The organism is Enterococcus sp. AZ194, from assembly GCF_051713825.1.
GTDB lineage: Bacteria > Bacillota > Bacilli > Lactobacillales > Enterococcaceae > Enterococcus_K.
In genome coordinates this window covers 3,207,874-3,233,820 of record NZ_JBIOQR010000001.1, presented here as the reverse complement: position 1 = coordinate 3,233,820, position 25,947 = coordinate 3,207,874, and the positions used below count along the sequence as shown (strand labels likewise).

Annotated in this window: 22 protein-coding genes; 21 read left to right on the top strand and 1 reads right to left on the bottom strand. The window is 38.0% G+C overall.

The window, feature by feature from the left end; genetic code table 11:
* The first annotated feature begins 11 nt into the window (after positions 1–11).
* The 10 genes from IGI37_RS15090 (at position 12) to IGI37_RS15045 (ending at position 12,612) form a co-directional block, all read left to right on the top strand.
* Positions 12–650, top strand: a complete 639-nt coding sequence (locus IGI37_RS15090; protein ID WP_438762889.1) for a YesL family protein — start codon at positions 12–14, stop codon at positions 648–650.
* A complete protein-coding gene (locus IGI37_RS15085; protein WP_438762888.1) occupies positions 647–2,320 on the top strand; it encodes a hypothetical protein in 1,674 nt (557 codons plus the stop codon). Before IGI37_RS15090 ends, IGI37_RS15085 begins: the two co-directional genes overlap by 4 nt.
* Positions 2,321–2,415: 95 nt before the next feature.
* Positions 2,416–3,534, top strand: a complete 1,119-nt coding sequence (locus IGI37_RS15080) for a glycoside hydrolase family 88 protein (RefSeq protein WP_438762887.1) — start codon at positions 2,416–2,418, stop codon at positions 3,532–3,534.
* Positions 3,535–3,664: 130 nt separating this feature from the next.
* On the top strand, positions 3,665–5,839 hold the full coding sequence (locus IGI37_RS15075; RefSeq protein ID WP_438762886.1) for a glycoside hydrolase family 3 N-terminal domain-containing protein: 2,175 nt from the start codon (positions 3,665–3,667) through the stop codon (positions 5,837–5,839).
* A gap of 1,211 nt (positions 5,840–7,050) precedes the next feature.
* Positions 7,051–7,485: a PTS sugar transporter subunit IIA gene (locus IGI37_RS15070; RefSeq protein WP_438762885.1), complete on the top strand. Its 435-nt coding sequence runs from the start codon at positions 7,051–7,053 to the stop codon at positions 7,483–7,485.
* Positions 7,460–7,936, top strand: coding sequence for a PTS system mannose/fructose/N-acetylgalactosamine-transporter subunit IIB (locus IGI37_RS15065; protein ID WP_438762884.1), 477 nt, complete (start codon positions 7,460–7,462; stop codon positions 7,934–7,936). Before IGI37_RS15070 ends, IGI37_RS15065 begins: the two co-directional genes overlap by 26 nt.
* Positions 7,937–8,716, top strand: a complete 780-nt coding sequence (locus IGI37_RS15060) for a PTS mannose/fructose/sorbose/N-acetylgalactosamine transporter subunit IIC (protein ID WP_438762883.1) — start codon at positions 7,937–7,939, stop codon at positions 8,714–8,716.
* Complete coding sequence (locus tag IGI37_RS15055; RefSeq protein WP_438762882.1) at positions 8,716–9,531, top strand: PTS system mannose/fructose/sorbose family transporter subunit IID; 816 nt, start codon at positions 8,716–8,718, stop codon at positions 9,529–9,531. The genes IGI37_RS15060 and IGI37_RS15055 overlap by 1 nt, the downstream gene beginning before the upstream one ends.
* Positions 9,524–10,594 carry a tyrosine-protein phosphatase gene (locus IGI37_RS15050; protein WP_438762881.1) on the top strand — a complete coding sequence of 357 codons (1,071 nt, stop codon included), beginning with the start codon at positions 9,524–9,526 and terminating at the stop codon, positions 10,592–10,594. The genes IGI37_RS15055 and IGI37_RS15050 overlap by 8 nt, the downstream gene beginning before the upstream one ends.
* A gap of 71 nt (positions 10,595–10,665) precedes the next feature.
* Positions 10,666–12,612 carry a BglG family transcription antiterminator gene (locus IGI37_RS15045; RefSeq protein ID WP_438762880.1) on the top strand — a complete coding sequence of 649 codons (1,947 nt, stop codon included), beginning with the start codon at positions 10,666–10,668 and terminating at the stop codon, positions 12,610–12,612.
* Positions 12,613–12,770: 158 nt separating this feature from the next.
* Here IGI37_RS15045 and IGI37_RS15040 read toward each other — a convergent pair whose 3' ends face one another.
* Complete coding sequence (locus tag IGI37_RS15040; RefSeq protein ID WP_438762879.1) at positions 12,771–13,646, bottom strand: metallophosphoesterase; 876 nt, start codon at positions 13,644–13,646, stop codon at positions 12,771–12,773.
* 187 nt (positions 13,647–13,833) lie between these two features.
* Here IGI37_RS15040 and IGI37_RS15035 point away from each other — a divergent pair, with 187 nt between their 5' ends.
* The 11 genes from IGI37_RS15035 to IGI37_RS14985 all read left to right on the top strand — a co-directional run bounded on the left by IGI37_RS15035 (position 13,834) and on the right by IGI37_RS14985 (position 25,927).
* Positions 13,834–14,784 carry an aldo/keto reductase gene (locus tag IGI37_RS15035; RefSeq protein ID WP_438762878.1) on the top strand — a complete coding sequence of 317 codons (951 nt, stop codon included), beginning with the start codon at positions 13,834–13,836 and terminating at the stop codon, positions 14,782–14,784.
* Entirely contained in the window at positions 14,784–15,548 is a 765-nt protein-coding gene (locus tag IGI37_RS15030; RefSeq protein WP_438762877.1) for a sugar phosphate isomerase/epimerase family protein, read from the top strand. Before IGI37_RS15035 ends, IGI37_RS15030 begins: the two co-directional genes overlap by 1 nt.
* A gap of 12 nt (positions 15,549–15,560) precedes the next feature.
* Complete coding sequence (locus IGI37_RS15025) at positions 15,561–16,814, top strand: ABC transporter substrate-binding protein (protein ID WP_438762876.1); 1,254 nt, start codon at positions 15,561–15,563, stop codon at positions 16,812–16,814.
* A gap of 59 nt (positions 16,815–16,873) precedes the next feature.
* The gene (locus IGI37_RS15020; protein WP_438762875.1) at positions 16,874–17,794 is read left to right on the top strand and encodes a carbohydrate ABC transporter permease; all 921 of its coding nucleotides are present in this window, start codon (positions 16,874–16,876) and stop codon (positions 17,792–17,794) included.
* Positions 17,795–17,800: 6 nt separating this feature from the next.
* On the top strand, positions 17,801–18,625 hold the full coding sequence (locus IGI37_RS15015) for a carbohydrate ABC transporter permease (protein ID WP_438762874.1): 825 nt from the start codon (positions 17,801–17,803) through the stop codon (positions 18,623–18,625).
* A gap of 19 nt (positions 18,626–18,644) precedes the next feature.
* Complete coding sequence (locus IGI37_RS15010; protein WP_438762873.1) at positions 18,645–19,229, top strand: hypothetical protein; 585 nt, start codon at positions 18,645–18,647, stop codon at positions 19,227–19,229.
* Positions 19,226–21,253: a BglG family transcription antiterminator gene (locus IGI37_RS15005; RefSeq protein WP_438762872.1), complete on the top strand. Its 2,028-nt coding sequence runs from the start codon at positions 19,226–19,228 to the stop codon at positions 21,251–21,253. The genes IGI37_RS15010 and IGI37_RS15005 overlap by 4 nt, the downstream gene beginning before the upstream one ends.
* Positions 21,253–21,567, top strand: coding sequence for a PTS lactose/cellobiose transporter subunit IIA (locus IGI37_RS15000; RefSeq protein WP_438762871.1), 315 nt, complete (start codon positions 21,253–21,255; stop codon positions 21,565–21,567). The genes IGI37_RS15005 and IGI37_RS15000 overlap by 1 nt, the downstream gene beginning before the upstream one ends.
* Positions 21,567–21,896, top strand: coding sequence for a PTS sugar transporter subunit IIB (locus IGI37_RS14995; RefSeq protein WP_438762870.1), 330 nt, complete (start codon positions 21,567–21,569; stop codon positions 21,894–21,896). The genes IGI37_RS15000 and IGI37_RS14995 overlap by 1 nt, the downstream gene beginning before the upstream one ends.
* A gap of 47 nt (positions 21,897–21,943) precedes the next feature.
* Complete coding sequence (locus IGI37_RS14990) at positions 21,944–23,155, top strand: PTS transporter subunit EIIC (protein ID WP_438762869.1); 1,212 nt, start codon at positions 21,944–21,946, stop codon at positions 23,153–23,155.
* A 138-nt stretch (positions 23,156–23,293) separates the two neighbouring features.
* Complete coding sequence (locus IGI37_RS14985; protein WP_438762868.1) at positions 23,294–25,927, top strand: GH116 family glycosyl hydrolase; 2,634 nt, start codon at positions 23,294–23,296, stop codon at positions 25,925–25,927.
* Positions 25,928–25,947 lie beyond the last annotated feature (20 nt).

Genomic DNA, 25,947 nt, shown 5'->3' with positions numbered 1-25,947 from the left:
GAGTATTTACGATGAAATTATTTTTTAATCCGCAAAGTAAGATGTCTCTCTTTTTAGCAAAAGTGATTGATTTATTTTGGTTAAATGTCCTATTTATTGTCACAAGTCTGCCTATAGTTACCATTGGCCCAAGCTTGCTTGCACTTAATACAGTTGCCATGAAGCTGGCGATGAATGAGGATTCAGGCATGATTGTAACACATTATCTGAGCGCTTTTAAAGAAAATATAAAACGAGGGCTCCAATTGACTGGGGTATTGTTTATTTGTTCAGGGCTTGTTCTAACCAGTAGTTATTGCCTAAGTTATTTACAGAACAGTAGTGTGTTTATTGGAGCAGTTAGTCTAGTTGTCTTGTTGGCAATCATGAGTATTTTATTCTTGTTCTTGTTTCCGTATAACGCTCGCTATGAAGATGGACTGATTCATTCGATGAAGACTTCTTTACAGATTGCTGCGTTAAATTGGCAGAGAACGCTTCTTGTAGTGGGGTGTATAGGAATGTATGGGTTATTTTTGACTTGGAATACCTTCTGTTTCGCACTAGGAACTTTATTATTCTTACTTGTCGGTTTTTCAACAGTTGCCTTTTTTGTTTGTAAACAATTATTTCCAATTTTTATCCAATATGAGAAAGGAGCCGCTATATGAGTTCATTTGTTGCGCCTCTAAAGCAAGAAATTCAAGAAGCAGCACAGAACTATGTTCAACAAAAAATCGTCCAGCCTCTTCACTACAAAGGATATATTAGTTATGTTGATACAGGAAATCGGAAAACCTTTGAAAAGGAGTATTTTGCTCGACGTCGCCAACTAGCAACGTTAGCTCTAGCCGCTTATGACAATGAAGACCCTGCGACACTAAATGTATTAAGTGATGTGATATGGGAAATCTGTAATGAGTTTACATGGGCGGTTCCGGCTCATCTTCCGACACAAGTGAAGACCTTGTTTAACCAAGCAACACCATGTGTTGATTTATTTGCTGCAGAAACAGGGCAAGCACTAAGTGAAATCAAGCATTTACTCGGACACAGGTTTGATCCATGGCTCTTACATCGTATTGATTATGAAATTGACAAGCGAATTTTCCAACCTTTTCTATCACAAACTTGGTTCTGGGAAACAAGTGGGAATAATTGGAGTGCGGTAGTAGCAGGCTCAATCGGAATGGCGGCGTTATATCAGTTAGAGAAAAATTCTTCTTTTCAACAGGAGATTTTGGGGAAAGTAGCTCTTTGCATGCAAACGTATTTAGATAGTTTTCAAGAGGATGGTGCTTGCCTAGAAGGAGTCGGTTACTGGGCATATGGGTTTGGTTATTACATCTATTTTGCAGAGTTATATAAGCGAATATTAGGAGATAGTCATTATCTCACAGGGTCCAAAATCAAACGGATTGCAAGCTTTCCTCATGCAGTAATGTTAACAAATAAGCAGTTTGTGTTATTCTCCGACTATACGCAAAGCCTATTGCCGACAGGATTGTTAACCTTTTGCAAGGAGCACTTAGGCGTACCGATCCCGCCAGTTGTCACACCTAACCACTTAGATGATGACCATTGTTACCGGTTTGCTCACATTATGCGAAATGTTCATTGGGCAAAAGAAAAAATAGGAGATAGTTTGTCAGAAGGTGTTACTTATTTGCAGGATGCTCAGTGGTTATTTGTTCGCGATTCACAGAGCCAATGTTTTCTTGCGGCAAAAGCTGGGTCGAATGAAGAAAGTCATAATCATAATGATGTCGGTCATCTGATTGCTGGAATGAATCAAACAATTTTTTTAACAGATTTGGGCGCAGGAGAGTATGTAAAAAGCTATTTTCAAGAAGAACGATACGAATTTTTGGTTACTAGTTCAAAAGGGCATTCAGTCCCTGTAATTAATGGACAATACCAACGAGCGGGAAATTATCGAGCCCATCAAGTCTTTCAAGAGGATAGTCACTTAGAAATGGAAATAAGCGAGGTTTATCCTAAAGAAGCCGGAGTAAACAAATACATCCGAAAGATCGAGTGTGAGCTTTCTAAAAACAAAAGCCGAATAGTTGACTATTTCGAATTTTCTCACAAAAAGAATCATTTGGTTGAAAACTTCGTTACCTTTTATGAACCGCAAATAAATCAGTGTAGTGTAACGCTTACGACAGCAGAAAGTACCTGTTGTTTAGCCTTTGAGACGGACAAACTTACTATCCTAGCAGTCGAGTATCCAAGTCATGATGCACAGACGAAAACGGCCTATTTGATTCAAGCTAGTTATGAATTAGAGCAAAAAGCGGAGATAGAAGTAAACATTACTTTTGAATCGACTCATTAGAAAATGAATAGACAGACAATGAGCGAACGGTTTTGTTTATTGGATTTAAGAAAAGATAGTGACGTGATTATAGAAATAACAGAAGGAGAAGAGCGATGGTAGAGGTGAATAAGCAGTGGGTCAGAGAAGACCTTAAGAAATTTGAAAAGAAGTTTGCCATTGAATTGACTCGTCTACAAGATAAAATTCCTCATTTTGCCAAAGAGGGTTTTTATATACAAGATATGGAAAAAGAGGATATTACTTGGTGGACAAATGGGTTTTTGGGTGGGATTTTATGGCAGTTAGCAGATTATAGTGGCAATCACCAATATGTGGAGCAAGCAAAACGATTAGAAGAACAGCTTGATGGAGCGATGTCTGTGTTCGATGGATTACATCATGATGTTGGGTTTATGTGGTTACACACCGCTGTGGCACACAATCGCAGATTCGCCAATCCGCGCTCAAAAACGAGAGGACTTCATGCAGCGACTTTACTTGCTGGGCGCTTTAACCTAAAAGGTGGTTACTTGCGTTCTTGGAATGGTGACAATCAAACATGGGTGATTATCGATAGTCTTATGAATATTCCACTTTTATATTGGGCGACGCAAGAAACAAAGGATGAACGATTTGCATTGATGGCCCAACAACATGCAGAAAAAGTCTTAAATAATCATTTGCGAAAAGACGGGTCTGTGAACCATATCGTAATTTTTGATGATGAAGGAAATAGTAAAGAAACGCCAGGTGGACAAGGATATGAACCAGGGTCTTCGTGGACTCGAGGACAAGCATGGGCAATTTATGGTTTTGTACTGAACTATACGCATACAAAAGACAGTCGATATTTGGCTGCAGCAAAACAAGTAGCGCATTATTTTTTAGCGAATATCGATGATAGTCAAATTCCACCGGTTGATTTTAGAGCGCCCAAAGAACCTGTGAAATATGATACCTCAGCAGGGTTATGTGCCGCTTGTGGGCTTCTTGAAATAAGTCAGCATGTGCCCGATTATGAAAAAGATTTATATATGAAGGCAGCGACAGAAATGGTCCGAGCAATTAGTAATAAAGCAACAAACTGGAATGAAGACACAGATGGAATTATTGGCTATGGAACAGGCGCATATCATGATGAGTGCTCCCTACACGTTTCTCTGATTTATAGCGATTATTTTTATTTAGAAGCTTTGTTACGCCTTAACGGAACTTACCAACCAATGTGGTAGAAGATTTAGAGTCGAATGAAGTGGGCCTACTTTTTTATGATCATTTGATTGGTCAATTAGTAGCAGTACCGGGCCGATTGTTACCTTTATTTGGTACACAAGTTATAACAACGAACAGGAGTGAGATTGAATGAACGCACAAGAGTTACATGAATTATTGGGGGAAATGACGATTGAAGAAAAAATCGGCCAGCTTGTTCAACTAACACCAGATTATTATTCTGAGTCAGGCGAAATTACGGGTCCTATGGCTTTTTGGGAATATAGTCATAAAGAACGAAATAGAGCAGGTTCTGTTCTTGGAACGCGAAACGCCGAACAGGTTATTCAGATCCAAAAGGCTTATTTAGATAAGAGCCGATTAAAAGTTCCGTTATTGTTTATGGCCGATGTCATTCATGGATATGAGACAATTTTTCCGATTCCTTTAGCACTTGCTGCTAGTTTTAATCCAGAGGTTGTTGAATTGGCGGCGGCTTTATCTGCAAAAGAAGCTTCTGAAGCAGGGATTCAAGTGACTTTTTCTCCAATGGTTGATCATGTGAAAGATGCCAGATGGGGACGAGTGATGGAAAGTAATGGAGAGGATCCGGTCTTATCTTCGGCACTGGCAAGAGCCTATGTTCGGGGATATCAAGGGCAGAACTTGGCGCAAGATTTTACAAAGATTGCTGCTTGTTTGAAACATTTTGTCGGTTATGGCGCTTCTGAAGCAGGACGAGATTATAATCATGTGGATCTTTCTGATAGAGAATTATACCAAAACTATTTGCCAGCCTTTAGAGCTGCGATAGAAGAAGGCGCACAATTGGTGATGACATCTTTTAACTCAATCAAAGGAGTCCCTTCTACGGGGAACTCAGCAGTTGTAAAAGACATTTTGCGAAAAGAGCTGGAATTTTCAGGAGTTGTTATTTCAGATTGGTCTTCCGTTTCAGAGTTGGTGGCGCATCGGGTCGCAGAAAATCGTCAAGAGGCAGCGAGGATGGCATTTGATGCGACAGTTGATATTGAAATGGTCAGTGATTGTTATCAACATTATTTAGCCAATCAATTAACTGAAGAAGACGTGACTCAACTTAATCAAGCTGTGTTTCGTGTTTTGACTTTAAAAAATCGACTTGGCTTATTTGAAGACCCTTACCGTGGACTACTCTCTATAAAGAAGAATGAGTCGAGTTTTACCGCTTCTAAAGAACTACGACAGCAAGCAAAAGAAGTGGCTCATAAAACGATTGTATTGCTGAAAAATGATACACATATTTTACCTTTGAAGAAAAACAAACGAATAGCTCTAGTCGGATCAAAAGCGACCTCTTGTGATATTTTAGGTGGATGGGCTTATAATGGGAAATTCGAGGAAGCTATCCCACTTAATCAAGGGTTAAAAGAAAAGGATCTGCAGCTGACTGTGGTGGGAAGCAAAACTCAAACAATTAGTGAAATGGAAAAAAGGGCGATGTTAGAGGCCGCGGCGACAAATGACGTGGTGGTAGTTGCATTAGGCGAAACATCACAAGAAATTGGCGAAAATAAAAGTAAAGCCTCCCCAACTTTACCATCAGAGCAGATAGACTTGATTAAAGAATTGGCAGAGGTCAACCCAAATCTGGTTTTGGTTTTATTTAATGGGCGACCTTTTGTTTTGACGGAGATTGATACGCAGGTTAAAGCGATTATTGAAGCTTGGTTTCCAGGTTCAGAAGGGGGACGCGCATTAGCAGACATTTTGGTCGGCGAAGTGAATCCTCAAGCCAAGTTGCCAATGAGTTTTCCAAGAGCAGTTGGTCAATTACCACTGAGTTATCAACTTTACAGCACAGGTCGGCCTATGACCAGAGAAAGTGAAGACAAACCTTATGTTACACGCTACGTGGATGTTAAAAATAGCCCACTTTATCCTTTCGGTTATGGGTTATCTTATACGATGTTTGAGTACAATCAATTAAGTCAGTCATCAGATATTCTGACAAATGAAGAGCCTGTGACTATTTCTGTGAAGATTAAAAATACTGGCTCAATGAAGGGAACCGAAATTGTTCAACTATATCTAGAAGATTGTGTGACACAGGTAGTTCGCCCCATGCGAGAGCTTAAGCAATGGCGTGAAGTCGAATTACAGCCAAATGAAGAAAAAGAGGTTCAGTTTACTATTTATTCAACAGAGCTATGTTATGTCCATAATGACCTAACAAATGTCGCAGATTTTGGCACTTTTGACTATTGGATTGGCTCGGATAGTACAGCAGACCTAGCTGGTAAGTTTGTCTATAAAGAAAGTAGGTCAGAAAAGGCAGTGGATTGACATTGATATAGGCGGAGCACTTAGCAAAAATAAGGAATTTAGGCAAGAATTACAACAAATCGCTTGAGATTTCAAGCAAGCACGAAAAAATCAAATCAGCTCTCGAGTTTGGGGTTGGGACAGAAATGTTTAACTCCGAGAACCGGGTAGGTACTGTGCAACATCAACTCATACTTCGTTGTGTTTTACAGCACCGAGTAGGTACTGTGCAACATCAACTCATACTTCGTTGTGTTTTACAGCAATAAGAACCTTCAACTCTAGCATGTCTCATGCGTAGAAGTTGTTGAGAGCGGAACGCAGTCCTTCAATTCTTAAGGTGTTTCACCTTTAGAAATTGATGAGATTGGAGTGTAGATGGAATTCACGGAAATGACAAGAAACACGAAAGCCTTTCTTTCGATGTTGATTGATTCCTACGTGGTGCTCTTCAAATTTTTGTGACCAGGTAGGTACTGTTCTACATCTATTTACTTTGTAAATAGTGTTTCACAGCAATTTCAGCTTATTTTCCGAACCTTCAACTCTAGCATGTCCCATGCATAGAAGTTGTTGAGAGCGGAACAACGTCCTTCAATTCTTAAGGTGTTCCACCTTTAGAGATTGATGAGGTCGAAGTGGTTTTTACGTAGTGAAGACCTTCAACTCTAGCATGTCTCATGCGTAGAAGTTGTTGAGAGCGGAACAACGTCCTTCAATTCTTAAGGTGTTTCACCTTTAGAGATTGATGAGATCGAAGTGGTTTTACGGAGTGAAGATGGAGTTGCTTATGTACCCACCGTTTATTCGGATAAAGAGAGTTATGTCCCAGCCTCAACCTCCACTTGTTGCAACAAAATTAAGGATTCATGCGAGCTTAGTTGGTGCAGTCTATCAAGTGAAACAAAAAAAGCATAAGCATCACTTCACTAAGAAGAGTGATTGAGTAACAACTAGTCAATTGAATGTAGATTTGGCTTTGAGATTAAATTATTTTGCGAACTATTTTTAATAAATAAAAATCGATTCTCATTATTTTAGCCCTTGGAAATGGTTTTTCCAGAGCTAATGTAATGGGAACTTTTTGTTTATCAAGTGAAGTTGTTCTCTGTTATCAGCTAGAGTTTACTCGCCTTCAATTTCACTATCGATAGTGAAATTGAAGGGGTTTCATCAAAAATGCGTGTCACCTATACTTTATTTGTAGCAAACAAGTGAAATGGAGTGATTAGATGGGAAATGAAGCAGCAATCTTATTGATGAGTCATGGTGACTTTGCGAAGGAGGCTAAGAACAGTGCTGAATTAATTATTGGACCACAGGACAACGTAGAAACGTTAGGCGTTCATTTAGCAGATAATGTTGAGGCTCTTGTAGAGGAGCTGAAACAAAAAGTAGCGAAATTGGATGTTTCAAAAGGTTTAGTGGTTGTGACAGATATTGTAGGTGGAACGCCGATGAATCTGGCAGGAAATCTCATGGCTATAGATAATTTGTTGATTTCTTCTGGCTTAAATTTGCCATTATTATTGGAATTATTTTTAAACAGACAGCAAGAAATTGAGAAAATTAAGGAATTGATTCAAGTAGCTTATCAATCGGGACAAACGATTCGAACACAAGATGATTTTAGAGAGGAAGATGAAGAAGATGATCAAATTTTGTAGAATTGATGACCGTCTAATACATGGGCAAGTGGTAACGACATGGGTAAATACGTATAAAATTGAACAAATTATTATTTTGAATGACAAAATTGCTGGAGATAAAACACAGCAGAATATTTTGAAGATGTCGGCACCGCAAGGCATTAATGTTCGCGCTTTTGGTGTGAAAAAATTTGCTGAGATTGCGCAAAATAATCCGATTACTCGTCAAACGATGTTGCTTTTTTCAACAAGTACTGATGTTTTGGAGTTGGTTGAGAGCGGTTTAATGATTGACTATTTGAATGTGGGTGGCATGAGGTATCAAGAAGGTCGCGAGCGGTTAACCAAAACAGTTTCTGTGACACCTGACGAAAAAGCAGCCTTTGAGCGGTTAATGGCGTTAGGTGTTTCGATTGATATTCAAATGGTTCCAAATGATGAAAAAATTAAATTGAGCGAGGTGTTATAAATGATTTCAGCTATCTTAGTTTCAGCGTGGGCTGGCTTATGCGGGATTGACGACATGTCTACACAGATGATTCGTCGTCCGTTATTGATTGCCCCAATTGTTGGTTTGATTTTAGGGGATTTGAAGACAGGATTATTGATTGGCGCAACTTTAGAAGTTATGTGGATGGGCATCGGTAACGTAGGAGCCTATTCAGCACCTGATATTATTTCGGGAACAGCGATTGGAACAGCCTTGGGGGTTATGTCTGGTGGGGGTGTTGCGACAGCAGTAGCTTTAGCCGTTCCAACTTCATTATTAGCCCAGCAATTATTAATTTTGTATCGCTCAAGTATCGTCATGTTAAACCCAATTGCAAAACGAATGGCCAAGACAGGGGATTTCAGTAAAATCTTTACAATCAACTTTGTTCCTATGATTTTTGTTTTCTTGATTCGTGCATTACCGACTTTCTTAGCTATATACTTTGGTGCGGATGCAATTGAAACAGTAGTTGCCGCTTTACCTAAGGATATTATGAACGGTTTGTCTGTTGCAGGGAAAATTATTCCAGCAGTAGGGATTGCTTTGTTAATGCAAATGATGCTCAAAAAAGGCGAAATGTGGGTATTTTTATTAATTGGTTTTACACTAACTGTTTATCTTGATTTATCTGTCTTGCCAATCACACTTATCGCTTTGCCGTTTGCTTTGATTTATGATTTAGCATCAAGCAATAAGGCAGCTGTTGTACAAGGGAATACAGTTGAAGAGGAAGATGAAGGGGGATATGATTTGTAATGGAGGCAACTAAACAATTAACGAAAAAAGATTTAACGCGTGTGTTTTGGCGTATGCAAGTTCTAAATATCACGAATAATTTCGAGTCTATGCAGGCAATCGGCTTTTTATCAAGCTTTACACCAGTTCTAGAACGTCTTTATGAAGATCGTCCAAAAGAAGAGCGTATTCATGCGATGGAACGACATTTACAATTCTTTAATAGCCATGTCAATGCAGATGCGTTAATTTTAGGAATTACAGCGGCGATTGAAGAAACAACAAGTGAGGAAGAAAAAGAGACTGTTGTTGCGATTAAAACGGGATTGATGGGACCACTTGCAGGAATTGGCGATAGTTTATTGAAGTTTACTTGGTTGCCTATTTGTGGAAGTATCGGGGCATCATTGGCATTAACAGGCAATGTGATTGGGCCTATTTTAATGTTTGCTCTTTATAATATTGTGAATATTGCGAGTAAATATTATGGTATTCACTGGGGCTATAAAAAAGGATTGGAAGTAATCAATGGGGATGCTGGAACGGATATCATGCAACGGGTTTCTAACATGGCCAATGTGGTTGGTTTAATGGTTATCGGCTCATTAATTGCCTCAGTGGTAAAAGTCAATCTGGTAGCAGAGTTTTCAGCCGGGGAGAATACCATTTTATTACAAGAAATGTTAGACAAGGTCATGCCTGGACTGTTATCTCTATTGGTAACATTTGGGGTTTATAAATTACTCAAAAAAACACAGGGAAAACATGCGGCAATGATTATTTTGGGAATCATGGTCATCTCAATTTTACTGACTGTAGTGAAGGTAATTGGCTAAGAAGGGGATGGCAAATGTGGAAAATCGGTTTTCGGTAATAGAAACAGGTACAGGAATTTATGAACTAACAATAGACTCAGAGGTTAGGGAATCAACCAAAGTTTATGTGACAGATGAGCCCGTGGTGCTATCAGCGAATAAACGATTCTTGTTGGAAACGACAGAAAAACAGATTACAATTAGAGAGAACTTTAACACGCGTCCGTATTTTATTATTGAAAATGTACGTGAAAGTTATATCATTGGAACACGTAATCTACCAGTTGAAGGAATGAATAATTTTCGAGATATGGGTGGTTACGAAGGGAAAGATGGGAAACATGTCAAATGGGGGGTTCTTTATCGGTCTGATCAACCAGGGAATGCAACAGAAAAAGGGTTAGACTATCTGAATTCATTGGGTTTGCAGACGATTATTGATTATCGAAGCAGTGAAGAGATGGCGAAATATCCAAGCCCTATTTTTCCTGAAAATACACGAACATATCATCTAGATCCTAATGCTCATACAGCAGAACTTTCGGCTCAGTTTCAGTCTTCTAAAGAAGAAGAGGATGTGAATCTTATTGCGAGTATTACGGAGCAACAAAAAAAAGGAGCACTAGTTGATCGATATGATATCGTGATGGAACAATATCATAATTTTGTGACAAAGGGACAATCCAAACAAGCCTTCCGTGAGATGTTAAAAATCATTGCCCAACCTGGGGCGTCCGCGATTGATCAACACTGCCGAGGTGGCAAAGATCGGACGGGCTTTGGGGCAATGCTAGTCTTAGGTCTGTTGGGTGTCTCAAAAGCAGATATTATCGCGGATTATATGTTGACGTATAGTAATCGACTAGCTAGAAATGAAGCAAAAATGGCAAATTATCGAAATATTACGCAAGATGAATCTATATTAAACTATTTGTATTCACTTATTGAAACACGACCAGAGTTTATTGAAGCTTCTTATGAGCGAATCATCCAAGAGTATGAGACGATTGAGGAGTATGTCAAACAAGAGCTTTCGGTGACGCCAGAAGAAATAGCACAGATTCAAGCATTTTATTTAGAGTAGAGAAGACATAGAGGATGGGAGGAAGCTCCTGTCCTTTTAGTGCCAATAATACGATTGAAAGGAGTGAGAACATGGAGTTGAAATTTGATCGGTTACGTCAATTTTTTGAAGAAAATCTACGTTACAAGGCACTCTTTTTAATCTTACTTCGCTCTGATACGGACCTGACAAGTGAGTTTTTGGCAGAAGAATTAGATGTCACCTCACGAACGATAAAGTCTGATTTTAAAAATATGAAGCCAGCATTAGCGGAGTTAGGGATTCAGTTGAATTCGAAAAGAGGTATGGGCTATTCGCTGTCTTATCAAACGGAAAGTCTGTCTAATGAGCTGAAAACATACTTTCAAATGTATCAACCAAGAAAGCTTGATACAGAGACAGATTTGCGTGTTCATTACATAATGAAACGTTTATTAACCACGGCGCGTCCAATTGAGCTTGAGGATCTAGCCGATGAATTATTTTTATCCGGAACAGATGCTTTATCAAGAGAGTTGAAACTAGCAGAAAAGGTATTTGCTTTTTACCAACTAAGTGTGGTTCGCCATCGTCAGAAGGGGTTAATGATTGAGGGGACGGAATTTGCAAAGTTATTGTGTGCGATTCGATTGTGTCGTTATTTTAATGATCCACTTCCACAGATTTATCAGGTGCCAGACTTTGATGAAATCTTTGCTACGAATCAAGAAACCTTTTCGAAAATCCGTAATATTTTGCTTAATACACTAATTCCGCTTGATTTAGTTTTTTCGGACTTGTATGTGGAACGTTATATGTTGCTGTTATTATATTTTAATAATCAGTTGCTAAAAGGACAGACAATTCGTGTTATTTTACCAAGAATTGATTTTGCTTTTCAAGAGACCTTGGAATATCAATTTGTGGATGAACTGACCCACAAATTACGGAATCAATTACCTGGTTTTGAATTTGCAGATGATATCAAAGAAGTATTGACGAGCGTTGCAATCATGAGTATTGATTTGTATCGTTTTAAGGATTGCAGTCACGAACGGTATGGTGTTTTGATCGATTTAGCAGAAGAGACTAGAAACTATCTACTGAAATTTTTTTCAAAGGAATTGGGTGTGAATTTTTTTGATGATTTTACTGTAATGAAGGATTTATTGAAGATTATGATTCCAGTGAGTTTGAAAATCAGATTGGGCGTGTCTGATGATATTGATTTTGGGTTTCATGACTATGAAGAGGGAATGAAAAAGCGTCCGATTGCTTATTTTTATACGCAATTGTGCGCAAAAGAGTTTGCCCGTAGTTATGGGTATCATTTGTCTGTACGCGAGGAATATTTGGTTTTTGAAATAATCTTGGGCTCGATTAATCGAATTAAGTTGGAACCTAAAAAGCTGAAATTAGCCATCATCGCTTTAGATGGACGACTAGCTACTCAACAATTAAAATTCAATTTGCAATCTCATTTCTCTGAGTATATTGATCGAATTGATACCAAGGTCCTTTCTGAGTTGGAGATTATGGGACAACATGACTATGATTATTACCTTTGTATTGAGTATGGTAAAAATTTAGGGATTACTTATCGTCCCATGTATTATGCGGATGAGACCTTGAGCGAAACAGAATATGTGGCTTCTTTGAAGAATATTTTTATGTCGGCATATGATTACGAACTTCAATTACCATTCATTCAAGTTGAGCGAATTAATAATCAACTGTATTTAGAAGATTTTCCAGTAAATGAGTATGCTTCTTCTTCTTTAACAGAATATCATCATATACGTGTAGGGCAACAAGAGCTTGTATCGGTTTATTTCTCTTTGAACAAAGAGACTGAAAAAATTCATATCCTTCGTTATGAAAATCCGGATAAAGTGACTTTGAATGGAGAACAGCTCGTGGTAGTCGCGGATTTATCAATAGTCGATGGGAAAAAGTTGAAAATGTTCATGACTTTAATTGATAAGATTGCTGAAAAACCTCATCTATTGTTAGATGATACCAAAACTTTGCAAGAAACTTATGCGGAACTATTGATATAAAATGGTCGAAATGTAGAGATGCTCACCTCAAAAACACCAGCAACGGGATAGTATGTATCCACGGTGCTGGTGTTTTACTATTAAGAAATTTTAGGGAAATCACCTTAGGGAAACTGAGAAGATATCTGCTAGAGTCAATCCTTTTGACGAAAGCTGACTTAATTGTTGCGTGTCCAGTGCTCAATCTGTGTCTTGAATGCCCCATCGGAAAGAACAATCTTACGGTAGCCTCTTGGTAGGACGCCATAACAATTGTAGCCTGTGACGTTACCGTAAATACAGTGGATTCCCATAAATAGTCCTTCAAAGTTATTATCATGATCGTGGCCACAAAAGATAGCTTGAATGTGTTGGTTTCGCTGGAATCTCGCAAATAGACCAGAGTTTAGCTTAGGTGACGCAATCCGTGGATTCATCTCCCAGAACGAACCGTCAATGATGTGTTCGCCTGCTTGTTCAAACTCAGGGAGTGGGATGTGTAGGAAAGCTAAATCATTGTTAATATGACCGTTTTCTCTATAAAGACGAGCGGTTTTCTCATACCAATCAACTTGCTCTAGAGACACCCAGTCGTAGCCTTCTAGGTCGATCAGTGATTCAGAACCAGAATCAAAAAAGTAAAGAACATGTGCGACTTCATTGTTTTGTTTAATTTCGACAGTGAACGCTTCTTTGTCATCAGAATCTATAAAACTATGTGACTTGGTTACAAAATTTTTGATCATTTTTTCGTAATCCCTTAAAGTCGTTCGATTGAGTCCTTCCTCAGAGTCATGATTGCCATAAGTAATCACAACTGGAATTTGATAGTTATTCAAAATATCGATAATCGCTCGATACCCTTTTTCAGGATTAGTTACTCCCTCAGACCAGATTAGATCCCCAGTAATACAGATTAAGTCAGCCGGAGTTGTTTGTAAGGTCTCGTCAATTTTCTTAAGCGTCAGAAGATCTTCCTCGACAAATGGGTATTGTCCAATATGAATATCTGTGAACTGTAGGATAGTGAATGATTGGTTCTTAATAGTCAGCATAATGATCCCTCCATAAATGTTTATAAATTGAGCCTAGTGATTCTTTAGAAGAAAAGCAAATGTTTGAATGACTTTTTTTAAAATGAAAACGCTTATTTAATGTTATTCATCGACTTGAATGGCATTTTCCCATTTGGTACCATGCAAGTAGGAACTCAAATAAAACATAAATGAAAGGGTTGTCAATATGAAGAAAAGAAGTGTAAATGCGCCAACTGGTGTACTTGAACTTTCCCAAATTATTTTAGGTTCAAGTGACTACCTAAAGCTAGACCAAATGGAGAAAGTGGACAGAATGTTCTCTAGTTATGTCAGTGCTGGCGGCGATACGTTTGATACAGCCAGACATTATAGAGAAAGTGAACCTGTTATCGGAAAGTGGTTACAAGGAAAAAAACGAAGTGATTACAAGATTATCACTAAGGGCTGTCATCCTGTAAGAGAAGCACCACATACCGCGCGTGTTAATCCTCAGGCTATCCGTGAAGATTTAGCGACTAGCTTGGAAATGTTAGGCACAAGCTACGTCGATGTTTTGCTACTTCATAGAGATGATCCGACTGTCCCAGTAGGACCTTTAATGCAAACACTGAATGAACTAGTAAAAGAAGAAAAGATTAAGAGCTTTGGCGTATCCAATTGGACATTGTCACGTATTCAAGAAGCCGTTCAATATTGTGAAGAAAACCAATTGTACCCACCGACCTTTAATAGCCCTAATTTTAGTTTGGCATCAGTTAATGAAGCGAGATGGGAAAATAGTATCACTGCCGATGAGGAAATGATTGACTGGCACCGTGCCAATGATTTCCCTTTGATCTCATGGTCTTCTCAAGCAGAAGGATTTTTCGCTCATCGATTTTCGAAAGAGGATAGTGAAAATCCAGAGATGAAAGAATTTGTTGATGTGTATTTTAATGAATCGAATTGGAAGCGCTTAGAATTATGTGATGCTTTTGCAAAAGAAAAAGGCGTAAAACCTGTTCAGATTGCTTTAGCCTATGTTTTGGAACAAAAATTTCCTAGTTTTGCAACAGTCGGCCCAGAAGAAGAGTGGCAGCTGCAGGACTCTTTAGACACAATGAAAATTCATTTGAGCGATGAAGAATTGGCGACATTAAGAAAGGGGGAAAAATAGTGGAAGTTAAAAAGATTGCTGCACAAATGTATTCATTGAGACACGAACTTGAAAAAAGTCCTGAAGAAACCTTCAAAAGCTTGAAAGAAATCGGGTTTAAAGCCATTCAGCTTGATGGGATGCGGGGGCATGATCCTAAAGAAATTAATGAGTTAGTCAAAAAATATAACTTTGAAATTGCTGGAATGCACATAAAACATGAGCGATTTTTCAATGATATTGACGGCATTGTTGCAGAAGCACTGTTATTTGGTTCAAAGGTTATCTATGACAAGTACATAGATGATGAGGAGCAGCATAGAGAAGGTTATATCAAAACGAAAAACCAATTGTTGAAGGTTCAGGACATGTTGAGACCTCTAGGATTTCAAGTGGGGCTACATTGTCCAGAGTATGATTTTAATGAAAAAATTGATTCGAAAACGGTTCTTGATTATATTACTGCACCTGAAATAGGGCTATCGATTCTGTCTGAACCAGATACTTATTGGATGTCAGTTGCTGGGAAAAATCCAGTAGAAGAGATCAAAAAATTCCATAATAGAGCACCAATCATTCATCTGAAGGATTACATTAAGGGATTTGATCCAAAAGATATGGAACATAATTTAACCGAATTAGGAAAAGGAGATGTCGACTTTAAAGCGATTATTGAATGGGGCAAAGCGAGTGGTGTTGAGTATTACTGTATAGAGCAGGATTATTCACACATTGGCATGTTTAATAGTATGCAGGAAAGCTTCGATTATCTCAGAAATTTATAATAGGAGGATATTATGAAAAAGACAAATGTAGTAAAACTATTGGGAGTTTCGTTGCTTGGGTGTGTTCTTTTGGCGGGGTGCGGATCAAATTCTGATTCAGGCTCTTCGGGGAAAGTTAAGTTGTCAGTTAACTATTATAACGGTGCGATTGGCAAATCAGCGATGGAAGCTGCTAAAAAAGAATTTCCAGATTATGAAATCAGCTTTAAACAGATTCCAGCAAACGATGATTTTGATACCAAACTAAAAGCAAGCTTGAACTCTAATTCAGCGCCAGATATTACAGCAATTAATAGTAATATTCAAGATTATTTACCTTATGCAGACAAGTTTGTCAATTTAAAAGACTACGATACAGAAGCTTTAGCTGACCAATACGTCGAGTGGAAATGGGCATCTTGTTTTACCAACGATAAGAAGACACAAATTGCTATGCCAATCGATATTGGCCCGACAGCACTCTTTTATAATATTGCGGCATTTGAAGCGGCCGGATTACCAACAGATCCAGAAACTGTTAGTCAAACAATTAAAACAGAAGAAGACTTGATGGCTGCAGCAAAACAAATGAAGGAGAAAGCTGATAAGCCAATGTTCCAATCGGCGACAGCTTTGTTGCAAGAAAGAACACGCCGTATGACCAAACATGTCTACGACGAAAATGGGGAGTTGACCTTTGCTGATGGCGAGCTAAAAGAAGCGTGGGATTATGTTGTTGAAGCACAAAAAAATGGGTATACATTAGGAATTAAAGCCAATACTTCTGAAGGTGCAAATTCGACACAACAGGGATTGTTTGGAAGTATGCTTCAAGCATCATGGGGAATTGCCGACTTAGTTGATGTCGGTGTGAAACCAGGAGAATGGTTAATTGCAAAATCTCCAGGACAGGTTTCTAACTACGGAGGCTCATATCTAGCTGTTTTAAAAACAACTGATCATCCAAAAGAAGCAGCAGAAGTTATCAAGTTTTTAACAAACGAAGACAATCAACGATCAAACTATGAGGAATTAAGTCTATTCCCTTCTAACAAAAAAGTTTTCGATGACTCATTCAAGGATGTCAACAATGAATTGTTTGGAGACGAAAAATTCAATCAATACTTCATTGAATCTGCAAATGAACTAAAATATGTGCCATTTGATAGTCGTGAAACAGCAGCAATCAAGGTGTTCGAAGATCAAATGACCTTGGTCGATGAACAAGGAAAAGACCCAGAAAAAGCGTGGACAGATGCCACAAAAAAAGTAGAAGAGATTTCTTAATTAAATGATTACTGTAGCAAATATCAGCGGATGTTTGCTACGGTAAATTGGAGGCTAATATGGAGATCAAAGAACCAGTTTCAGAAAGTAAACATAGAACAAAAATTAATTTTGAACGTCTTTCGCCTTATCTATTTATTGCTCCGTTTTACATCTTATTTTTTCTGTTTGGCTTGTTTCCAATTATTTTTTCAGGTGTTTTAGCATTCAGCAAATGGGATGGGATTGGGAATATACAGTTTGTGGGCTTTGATAATATTGCCCGCTTATTACAAGATACTGACTTTGTTTTAGCTGTAAAAAACACTCTAATCATCTGGGTGGTTGGTACGTTTCCGATGTTGTTTGTGGCACTCATTGTGGCCTTTTTAATTAACTTAAAATTTATTAAGCATAAAGAGTTTTTGAAAACTGTTTTCTTTCTTCCTAACATCACTTCTGTTGTAGCGGTGACGATTCTATTTGGTTTGATTTTTTCAAACTTAGATGGCTTAGCAAATGGGTTACTAGGCTTACTCGGGTTACCGCCTATTGATTGGCTGAAATCCCCATTTTGGGTCCGAATTGTTATTGCCTCAATTAATATTTGGCAGTATTTGGGCTACAACATGATTATCTATCTCACGGGGATTATTAAAATTCCTAATGATTATTATGAAGCAGCTGTGATTGATGGGGCATCTAGTGCGCAGATTTTTTGGAATATCACCATTCCTCAATTAAAGCCGATTATTTTGTTTACAGTTATGATGTCGACTATCGGTGGACTGCAGGTCTTCTCAGAGGCGCAAGTACTTGTGCCATCGGGTGCCACAGCAGAAGGTGGGGCGATGACGATCGTTTATTATTTATATAATACAGCATTTGGTCGAAACCAATTTGGTTATGGTTCAACGATTGCCTGGGCATTAGTGATTATCATTTTAATCTTTTCACTTCTTAATTGGTACTTAACAACGTATAGGATAAAGGGGGAGTAGTTAGTTATGGGCAGTAAGCTTTTTCGAATAGTCACACGTGTGTTTCTATTGATTGGGGTATTCCTTTCAATCTTTCCTTTTTATTGGATGATTATTATGGCAAGTAAACAGAACAGTGAGATTTATAAAACTCCGCCAAGCTTGACTTTGGGGTCCGAGCTTATAAATAATATCCGTACCGTTTTTGAAGAAACATCCTTTTTTAATTCACTACTCAATACTTTATTTATTGCGATCACCTCAACCATTCTTATCTTATTTTTTGATTCATTGGCAGGCTTTGCGTTTGCTAAGTTGAAATTCAAAGGAAAAACTTTTTTATTCACCTTTTTATTAGGAACAATGATGATTCCAGGACAGCTGAATATTATTCCTTCGTTTTATCTGATGGATATGTTGGGCTGGGTAGGGACATACAAAGCGTTGATTATTCCAAGTATGGCGAATGCATTTGGGATATTTTGGATTAAACAATATTGTACGGATGCCATTCCAGATAGCCTATTGGAATCAGCAAAACTAGACGGTTGTACAGTTTTTAAGACGTATTATAAAATTGCGGTTCCCATAATGAAACCAGCAATGGCTTTTCTTGCATTGTATTCGTTTATGGGCGCATGGAATGATTATATGTGGCCTCTGATTATCTTAAATGATGAAGCGAAATACACCTTGATGCTGGCTTTAACACAATTACAAGGGTTATATAGTGTGAACTATCCACTAGTGATTACCGGAACATTACTTGCAACCTTGCCGTTACTTCTTATCTTTTTAATTTTCAGCAAGCAATTAATTGCGGGAATCACAGATGGAGCAGTAAAACAATAGAAATAGTGGGGGATAAGGTATGAAGAAAATACTCATTACTTTTCAAGATCGTCTGATGGATATTGTTATTTTAAGTGGCATTGTTTTGATTGGAACGCTGTCAGTAATTGGTGCCACTTATTCACTTGTTTTGGCATTTACGTATCTAAATGATGAAAAAGACCGAAAGTGGCAAGCGGTATTTAAGCTAAAAACTTTTGTGACAAGTGTTCTTATTGAATTGGGTTTGTTGTTGTCAATGGGGATTGTCTATCTGAACTTCCAGTTATTAAATCATTTAACTGGGATTGGCCGACTTCTTATTTTTTCTATGTTGCTTAGTGTGATACTTATCCTGATCCCGCTATTTTTCAGTATCTTGTGGTTGACGGCACAACATGGTGGACTTACGAAACAGATGTTCAAGTATGCTTTTTATTGCACCTTGATTAAGTTTCCTTTGTGGCTAGGCTTCACGTTAGTTTTGTTGCTGATGGGGTTGCTTGTTTATTTGGACAAAGCCTTAATTATTTTGATATCAGGCCTTATTGTCGCTCTCTTTAATCGTCTGATGAAGAGAACGACGAATCAAATCTCCGTTGTGAGAGAAAGTCCATCCCTATGAAGTTAACGCAAAGAGAAATTGATATTTTAGGTTTGATTGTTCATTCAAGAAATGACATCGACGTAAAGGAAATGTCTAAGAAGCTGGACTTAACGGTGGAACAATTTAAGTATGCGCTTGAAAAAATTAATCGCTATTTACGATTAAAGAATCGGCAAGTTATACAAAGCGAAAGAGGGAAGGTTCATCTTAGTAATCGATACGAGTTAAAAGAAGAGTATAACTTCCTGATTTCGCATACGACACCTGATATTTTTCGATACTCAACAGAACAAATTCAACAGTATATCTTTTTGAAGTTGTTAATTTCTGAGGAGCCTGTTCCAATCGGTTATTTTGTAAAGACGCTGAACACATCAAGAACAACGGTGGTCAACTCATTAAGCATCATTGAAAAAACTTGTGAAGAAGAGCTAATTCATTTTAGACATATTCTTCGACAGGGGTATCAAATACAAGGATATTCATACAAACGGTTTTTCCTGTTTATAGAAGTTTTGTTGAAGTTAATTAATATTCGAGAGTTATACGGGTTTTATTATAAAGACATGATTTACTCCAAAGCGGGTGAATTAATCTTTTTTGAAATGTTTGAACTCGACACGCTTTTTGAGGCGATTGATGAAACTATTGAATTTTCCTCAAAGACTGAGAATTTAGATGATACCAGTTTTCTCTTATTGATGGTTTTAAAGTATAAGTATTTTGAGTTGGATAAACTTGATTTGTCAGGTGACAACAAGGATAAATTAGAGATACTGAGACATTTTTTATATGAACTAGAAAATAATGAGCAGCTAGACCTTGAAAATAGACAATTAGGGGAGCGTTTGATTCTTGGGATTAATCATGAGTTATCGAAAAAGCTTGGTGTAACTCTCCGTTTTTCTGAAGCAAGTAATCGCGCTGTATACAAACATGTCGAGCGAATGATCTTTCGTGTGAAAAACGGGGTGGATTATCAAGATGTTGAAACAAAATCACTGATTGAAGGATACGAAGAGCTGTTTACAATCATGGAGACAGCGATTAAGAAATTTGGCGAAGGGCAGTTTTATCGTATCTCTCAAAGTGAGATTGTTTTATTGACTCTTTATTATATTTCAGAGCTTGAAAAAGCGTCTCCGAAGTATCAGAAAGCACCGAGAGTTTTAATTATTTGTGCAGAGGGAAGAGCCGTCTCGACCATTCTAAAAAAGAGGATTGCCAATTTTGTCGATAGTAAGATGATTCATACAAGTTCTGTCTTCGAGTTTGAAAATTCTTACATTGATTACTACGACTTAGTCATCACAACCGTCCCGTTATTGGAGGTTTCCGATGAAAAAATTATTTATTTGGAAAATATTTTTGAGGACGATGTGATTGAGAAGATTAAGAAAAAGATGCGATACAGTGGTCATCAAATGATTAATCAAAATTTAGGCAAGTTTTCTGGGATTATGGAAGCTATCTATGAAGAGACCGAGGTGGTTAAGGATTTGAGTCGCTTAGAGACCAGAATTCTTAAGATATTGACCTCAGAATCAATGACAGAAATGATCTCAGAAAAACATCAGCTAGTTGGCTCGTTTATCTTTGATGAAACATTGGTGACGTACCACAAACAAAGGCATACCTTCCAACAGGCCATCTTTCAAAGTGCCCAAGGATTGTTGGAAAAAGCAAGTATTCAGCAGAGCTACATTGATAAAATCATTTCAAATGCTGAACAGTTTGGCAATTACATGATGGTTTTACCAGGGATTTTATTAGCTCACGCAGGTGAAGAGGACGGCGTAATCGAAAATGGTTTTTCCATTTCAATGTTTAAACAGGCCGTGCAGTCACCAGAAACAAATGATTATCCAATTAATATCATTATGGTCGTGGCGATGAATCGACATGAATTTTATCCCGCAATTGAGCGGATTATTCAGTGGATCTCTAGTACACAGACTATTGCAACATTAAGTAATGAAGAAAACAAATCTACAATTGCAAAGACAATTAAATCACTTTTGGTAAATGAGGTGCAAGAATAATGACAGTTGACGAAATATCCTTTGAGTTAATCTCAAAAGCAGGAACAGCCTTTTCAATGATGGTTGATAGTTTGAATGATGCCAGAAATTATAATTTTTCTGAAGTCGAAAGAAAACAAGAATCTGCTGAAAAATTGATGAATGAAGCACATAATCTTCAGACAAGTTTGATTGTAAACGAAATGAATGATGAAGAAGTAAAAACAAACGTATTGTTGATTCACGCACAAGATACATTGATGAATACCATCTTAATGCAGACAATTGTTCAAGAATTCGTACGCGTGTACAAGAGAGAAGAGGAGAGAAGCTAATGGAAAAATTATCAATTTGTTTGGCCTGTAATCTGGGTTCATCAACGAGCATTTTAGTTAATAACATGAAAAAAATTGTGGAGGCCAGTGAAAAATTATCAGGGATTGATGTAACAATTGATGCCATTCCCGCTAGTAGTATTGATGAGAGCATCAAAAACTATCAAGTGATTTTATTAGGTCCACAGATTAGTCATAGAAAAGATGAGATTATCGAAAAAGTGAAACAATATAATATTCCAGTTGCTGTGATTGATCCAGCTGATTATGGAACGATGAATGCAAAAAACATTTTGAAAGAGGCAATTTATTTAATTAAGAATTCTTGAATTAGGTGGTGAGGTCCTTGCTGTATGTTTTAGAGAAGATTCAGCACATGCTAGAGAACTATCAACCGACCATTGTGGAGCGTTTGGGGGCTTTAGAGAAAAACAAACTATTTACAAGTACAAAACAAACATTTTTAAAATTAAACTTTCTTTTATTGCTCAGCTCGGCTCTTATGATGGTCAAGTTGGCCAATCGTCAGTTTATCAATTCTGAGCCTTTAGAGCAGAGTCTGACGTATTTAATTCACTTACTCACAAACAATTATGGGTTAGCTTTTGTGGTGGTTCTAGCAGTTGTCTATATGAAGTCTAGTCAAAATTTACATTTTTTATTGACGAATCTCATTGTGTATTCAGCAATCACTAGTAGTGTCAGCGAAACGCTTGCTAAAAGTGAATTCCAACTACTGATGGCTATGCTGACTGTCCTAATTAGCCTGCCTTTAATTTATGTGTATGAACGAATCAACCAGTTCTTAAAGAAAAAAATCCAGTTACCGATGGAGGTTTTGGACAATGTTGTGCTGATTATCTACTTTGGTTCACTATTTCTTTTAATCAAAGGATTAAGTACCTCCTTCTTTTTAACCAATGATCCGTCTGGCTTTTTTGAAGTTATCAATATTGATCATCCGCTAGCTGTTTTTCTGATTGTGTTTGTGGAAATGCTGCTATGGTATCTAGGAATCAATGGTTACGGGATTTTGGTCCCCTTTGTTTTGTTTTTTGCGATTCATAACTTAAATGCGAACCTTTCTGATATGAATCAAGGACTCGTCCCTAAATATATCTTTACGCCCAATTTTTGGGATTATTTTGTCAGTGTCACAGGTGGCGGTTTAGTGGGCGCATTGGCTGTTTTGTCTTATTTTAGCAAAAAGAAAAAGTTGCATACATTAGGCAAATCATCAATTGTCGGCAATCTGTTTTCTGTTTCAGAGCCGATTGTCTTTGGCCTACCGATTGTAATGAACAAATATTTTTTTGTTCCCTTCGTAATCGGTACGCCATTGATTGGTGTCGGACAGTGGTACGTCTTTAAATGGGGCTGGGTGAACTTGCCAACATTTTTTGTAGCAGATTTTCCTCTGCCTTTTTCTTCCCTTTTGGCAACTCTCGATTGGCGTTCTTTATTGCTAGTCGTTGCAACCTTGCTTGTGGCAATCGTCATGTATCTTCCCTTTTTCAAAAAATATGAGCAGTCAGTGGAAGAAGAGAAGGCTGAAAAAAAATATGACGACTTAGATTTAGATTTTTAAAAGAGATTGCTTTGTGTGTCCATCGTTTCTTCGGATACTGAGGGGACAGAAGTCTTACGCTTATAAGATGAAAAAGACTTTATTTGAGAAGAGTCAAAAAATGATTCGAAATGACTAACGAAAAAAGGAGACAACAGCATGGTTTTTATTAGTGAACGACCAAGGAGTACTTCAGGAATCCCACTGGGGGGCATTGGCACAGGCTCAATAGAGCTGCGAGCAGATGGCGAGTTTCATGAGTGGCAAATCGCGAATGTCGATCGATGGGCGAAAGTATGCGGGAACCAAAAAGGAGTAGATGACGGAGAGAATCTGTCAGGCGCTCTTTCCTTTTATATCCGTACACAAGGAGAAAACTCTGAAGAACCTGTTCGAATGCGCCGACTAGGATTTGGTTTTGGTCATGGACAAGATCGAGAAGAATATAACTATCGTATGTTTTCATGGCTAAAAACGATTCAACAAATAAACTATACAGGGGATTTCCCTTCAGCCAAACTTGAGTATGTTGATGAAGATCTACCAGTCGACGTTTCGCTTGAGGCTGTTTCTCCCTTTGTTCCTCATAATCATCAAGTATCAGGAACACCTGGGTTTTATTTGAAGTTTAAGCTAAAAAATAAAACACAACAGAAACTAGAGGTTTCGTTAGCGGGTAAATTAAAAAATATTCTTTCTGAAGAACAACGAACAAATAAAGTCATTCATTCAGAAAATCAAACGTATCTATTTATGGAAAACGAACAACTATCAAAACAGCCAAATAATGGAAATGTTTGTTTTTCTGTTGAGGGATCAGACCTTTCGTGGATTAGTGGTGAATATAGCGATTATATGAATGAGTTTGTTGCTTATGGTGATTTGGGGGTTACAGAGGAGTCCTTCTTATTCAATTTGAGAAGATGTGGTAAGTTGCCGAAGACGAACATAGACCAAAAACCAAACCAATTGAATCAAAAAGAAGCAATCGAGCATTTAACCGAACAAGAAGTGGATAGGTGCCTTTCAAAAATGTTGGAAAATGCTTTCGCCAAAGATTTGATGGATCGTCTACTGTTGATTGATCCCAATCTATATAAAGAGCTGACAACAAAAAGACAAGCATTAGCCTATTTAAAAGAAGTTCACGAAGCACTTCTTGAAGAAAGTGCTTGGGGAGATGGGGCATTGTGCTCAACCGTCTCATTACTACCCGGGGAAACAAAAGAAGTGGCGTTTACGTTTAGCTGGTATTTTCCTAATTTGATTAGTCAAAAAGGGGAACCAATTGGCCATATGTATGAAAACTACTTTACGGATGCGCAGGACGTTTGCAAATATTTGAATGCCAATCGACCAGTGATTGAAGAAAAGGCGCATCTATTTTCTCAAACGTTAAAACAAACGAGCTTCGATTCCTCCTTTGCACAAGCTTGGACCGCTCATCTGGCAACACTTATCAAAAATTCTTGGTGGACAAAAAGAGATGAATTTGGTATTTGGGAAGGCTTGGGAACTTGCGGGTTTCATACCACAGATATCACGTACCACGGCTCATTTGGTCTAGTTCAGCTGTTTCCTGCCTTACAGAAAAAGCAGATGCTTTTAGGTAGTCAGTTCCAACGTGAGGACGGCCGTGTACCTCACTTTTTCACTCCTGATTTTTCAAGTGTTGATGATGGATTTGATCGAGTGGATATGAATTCCCAATTCGTTCTTCTTGTTTGTCGGGATTATTTAGCGACAGGTGATAGAGAGTATTTATTGGCGTTATGGCCAAATATTCTTTCCGCGATGGAAAACCTCAAGCAACTGGACTCTGATAATGATGGCTTGCCCGACTTAGATACGAAAAGAAATACCTATGATTCATGGAATTTCTTTGGGAATTCCTCATATGTTTCAGGTCTATGGCTAGCGGCCGTTCGAGCATTTATATTTTTAAGTCAAAGCTCAGCTATCTCTCAAACGACTGATGAATGGCAAACCCTACTTGATTTAGGCATTAAGAGTTATGAAGAGAAATTATGGAATCAGAAGTATTTTAATTTATGGGAAAAAGATGGGGAAGTTGATGAATGTTGTATGACCGCGCAGCTAGATGGCGAGTGGTTCATTCGTCTAATTGGCTTGAAAGGCAATTTGCCAGATGAAAAAGTTCGCACGAGTCTTGCAACTATTTATGAAGAAAACTATTCACAAGAAGGGGGTTTGGTAAATGCGACTTATCCAAAGGGAGCGAAACCAACGATTCACACTTTTATGAATACACAAGCAGAGGCGAACTGGACGGGCATTGAATATATGTTTAGCTCTTTTCTAATTTTGATGAATAAGGTCGAACAAGCCCAAACAATTGTCAAAAACGTGGATGCGCGTTACCAACGTTTAGGTGTTTATTGGAATCATTCAGAATGTGGCGATCATTATTATCGACCGTTATCAAGTTGGGCACTGTTACAGAGTTTGACGGTTTTTTCATATGATGCAGTGGAGAAGTGTCTGCAGTTAGCTACTCGAGAAGCTGATTTTAATGCTCCTTGGGTAACCTCAACTGGTTGGGGACAATTGTCTCAAGATGAGGGCCGTTGGGAAGTCTATTGTCAATCTGGTCAGCTTATTATTCGACAAGTTGATTTACCGGAATCTATAAAGACGGTCTGCATAAAAATCTTTAGCCTGTCTGAGGATGGGGCGAAAGAAAACCAATCCTTGACGTTTGAAAACGGCTGTGGATTGCCAGAACGTCTTGTCATAAAAGAGAATGAACGGTTTATCCTAGAAGTTTTGTAAGACAGGACTTTGATGGTTAC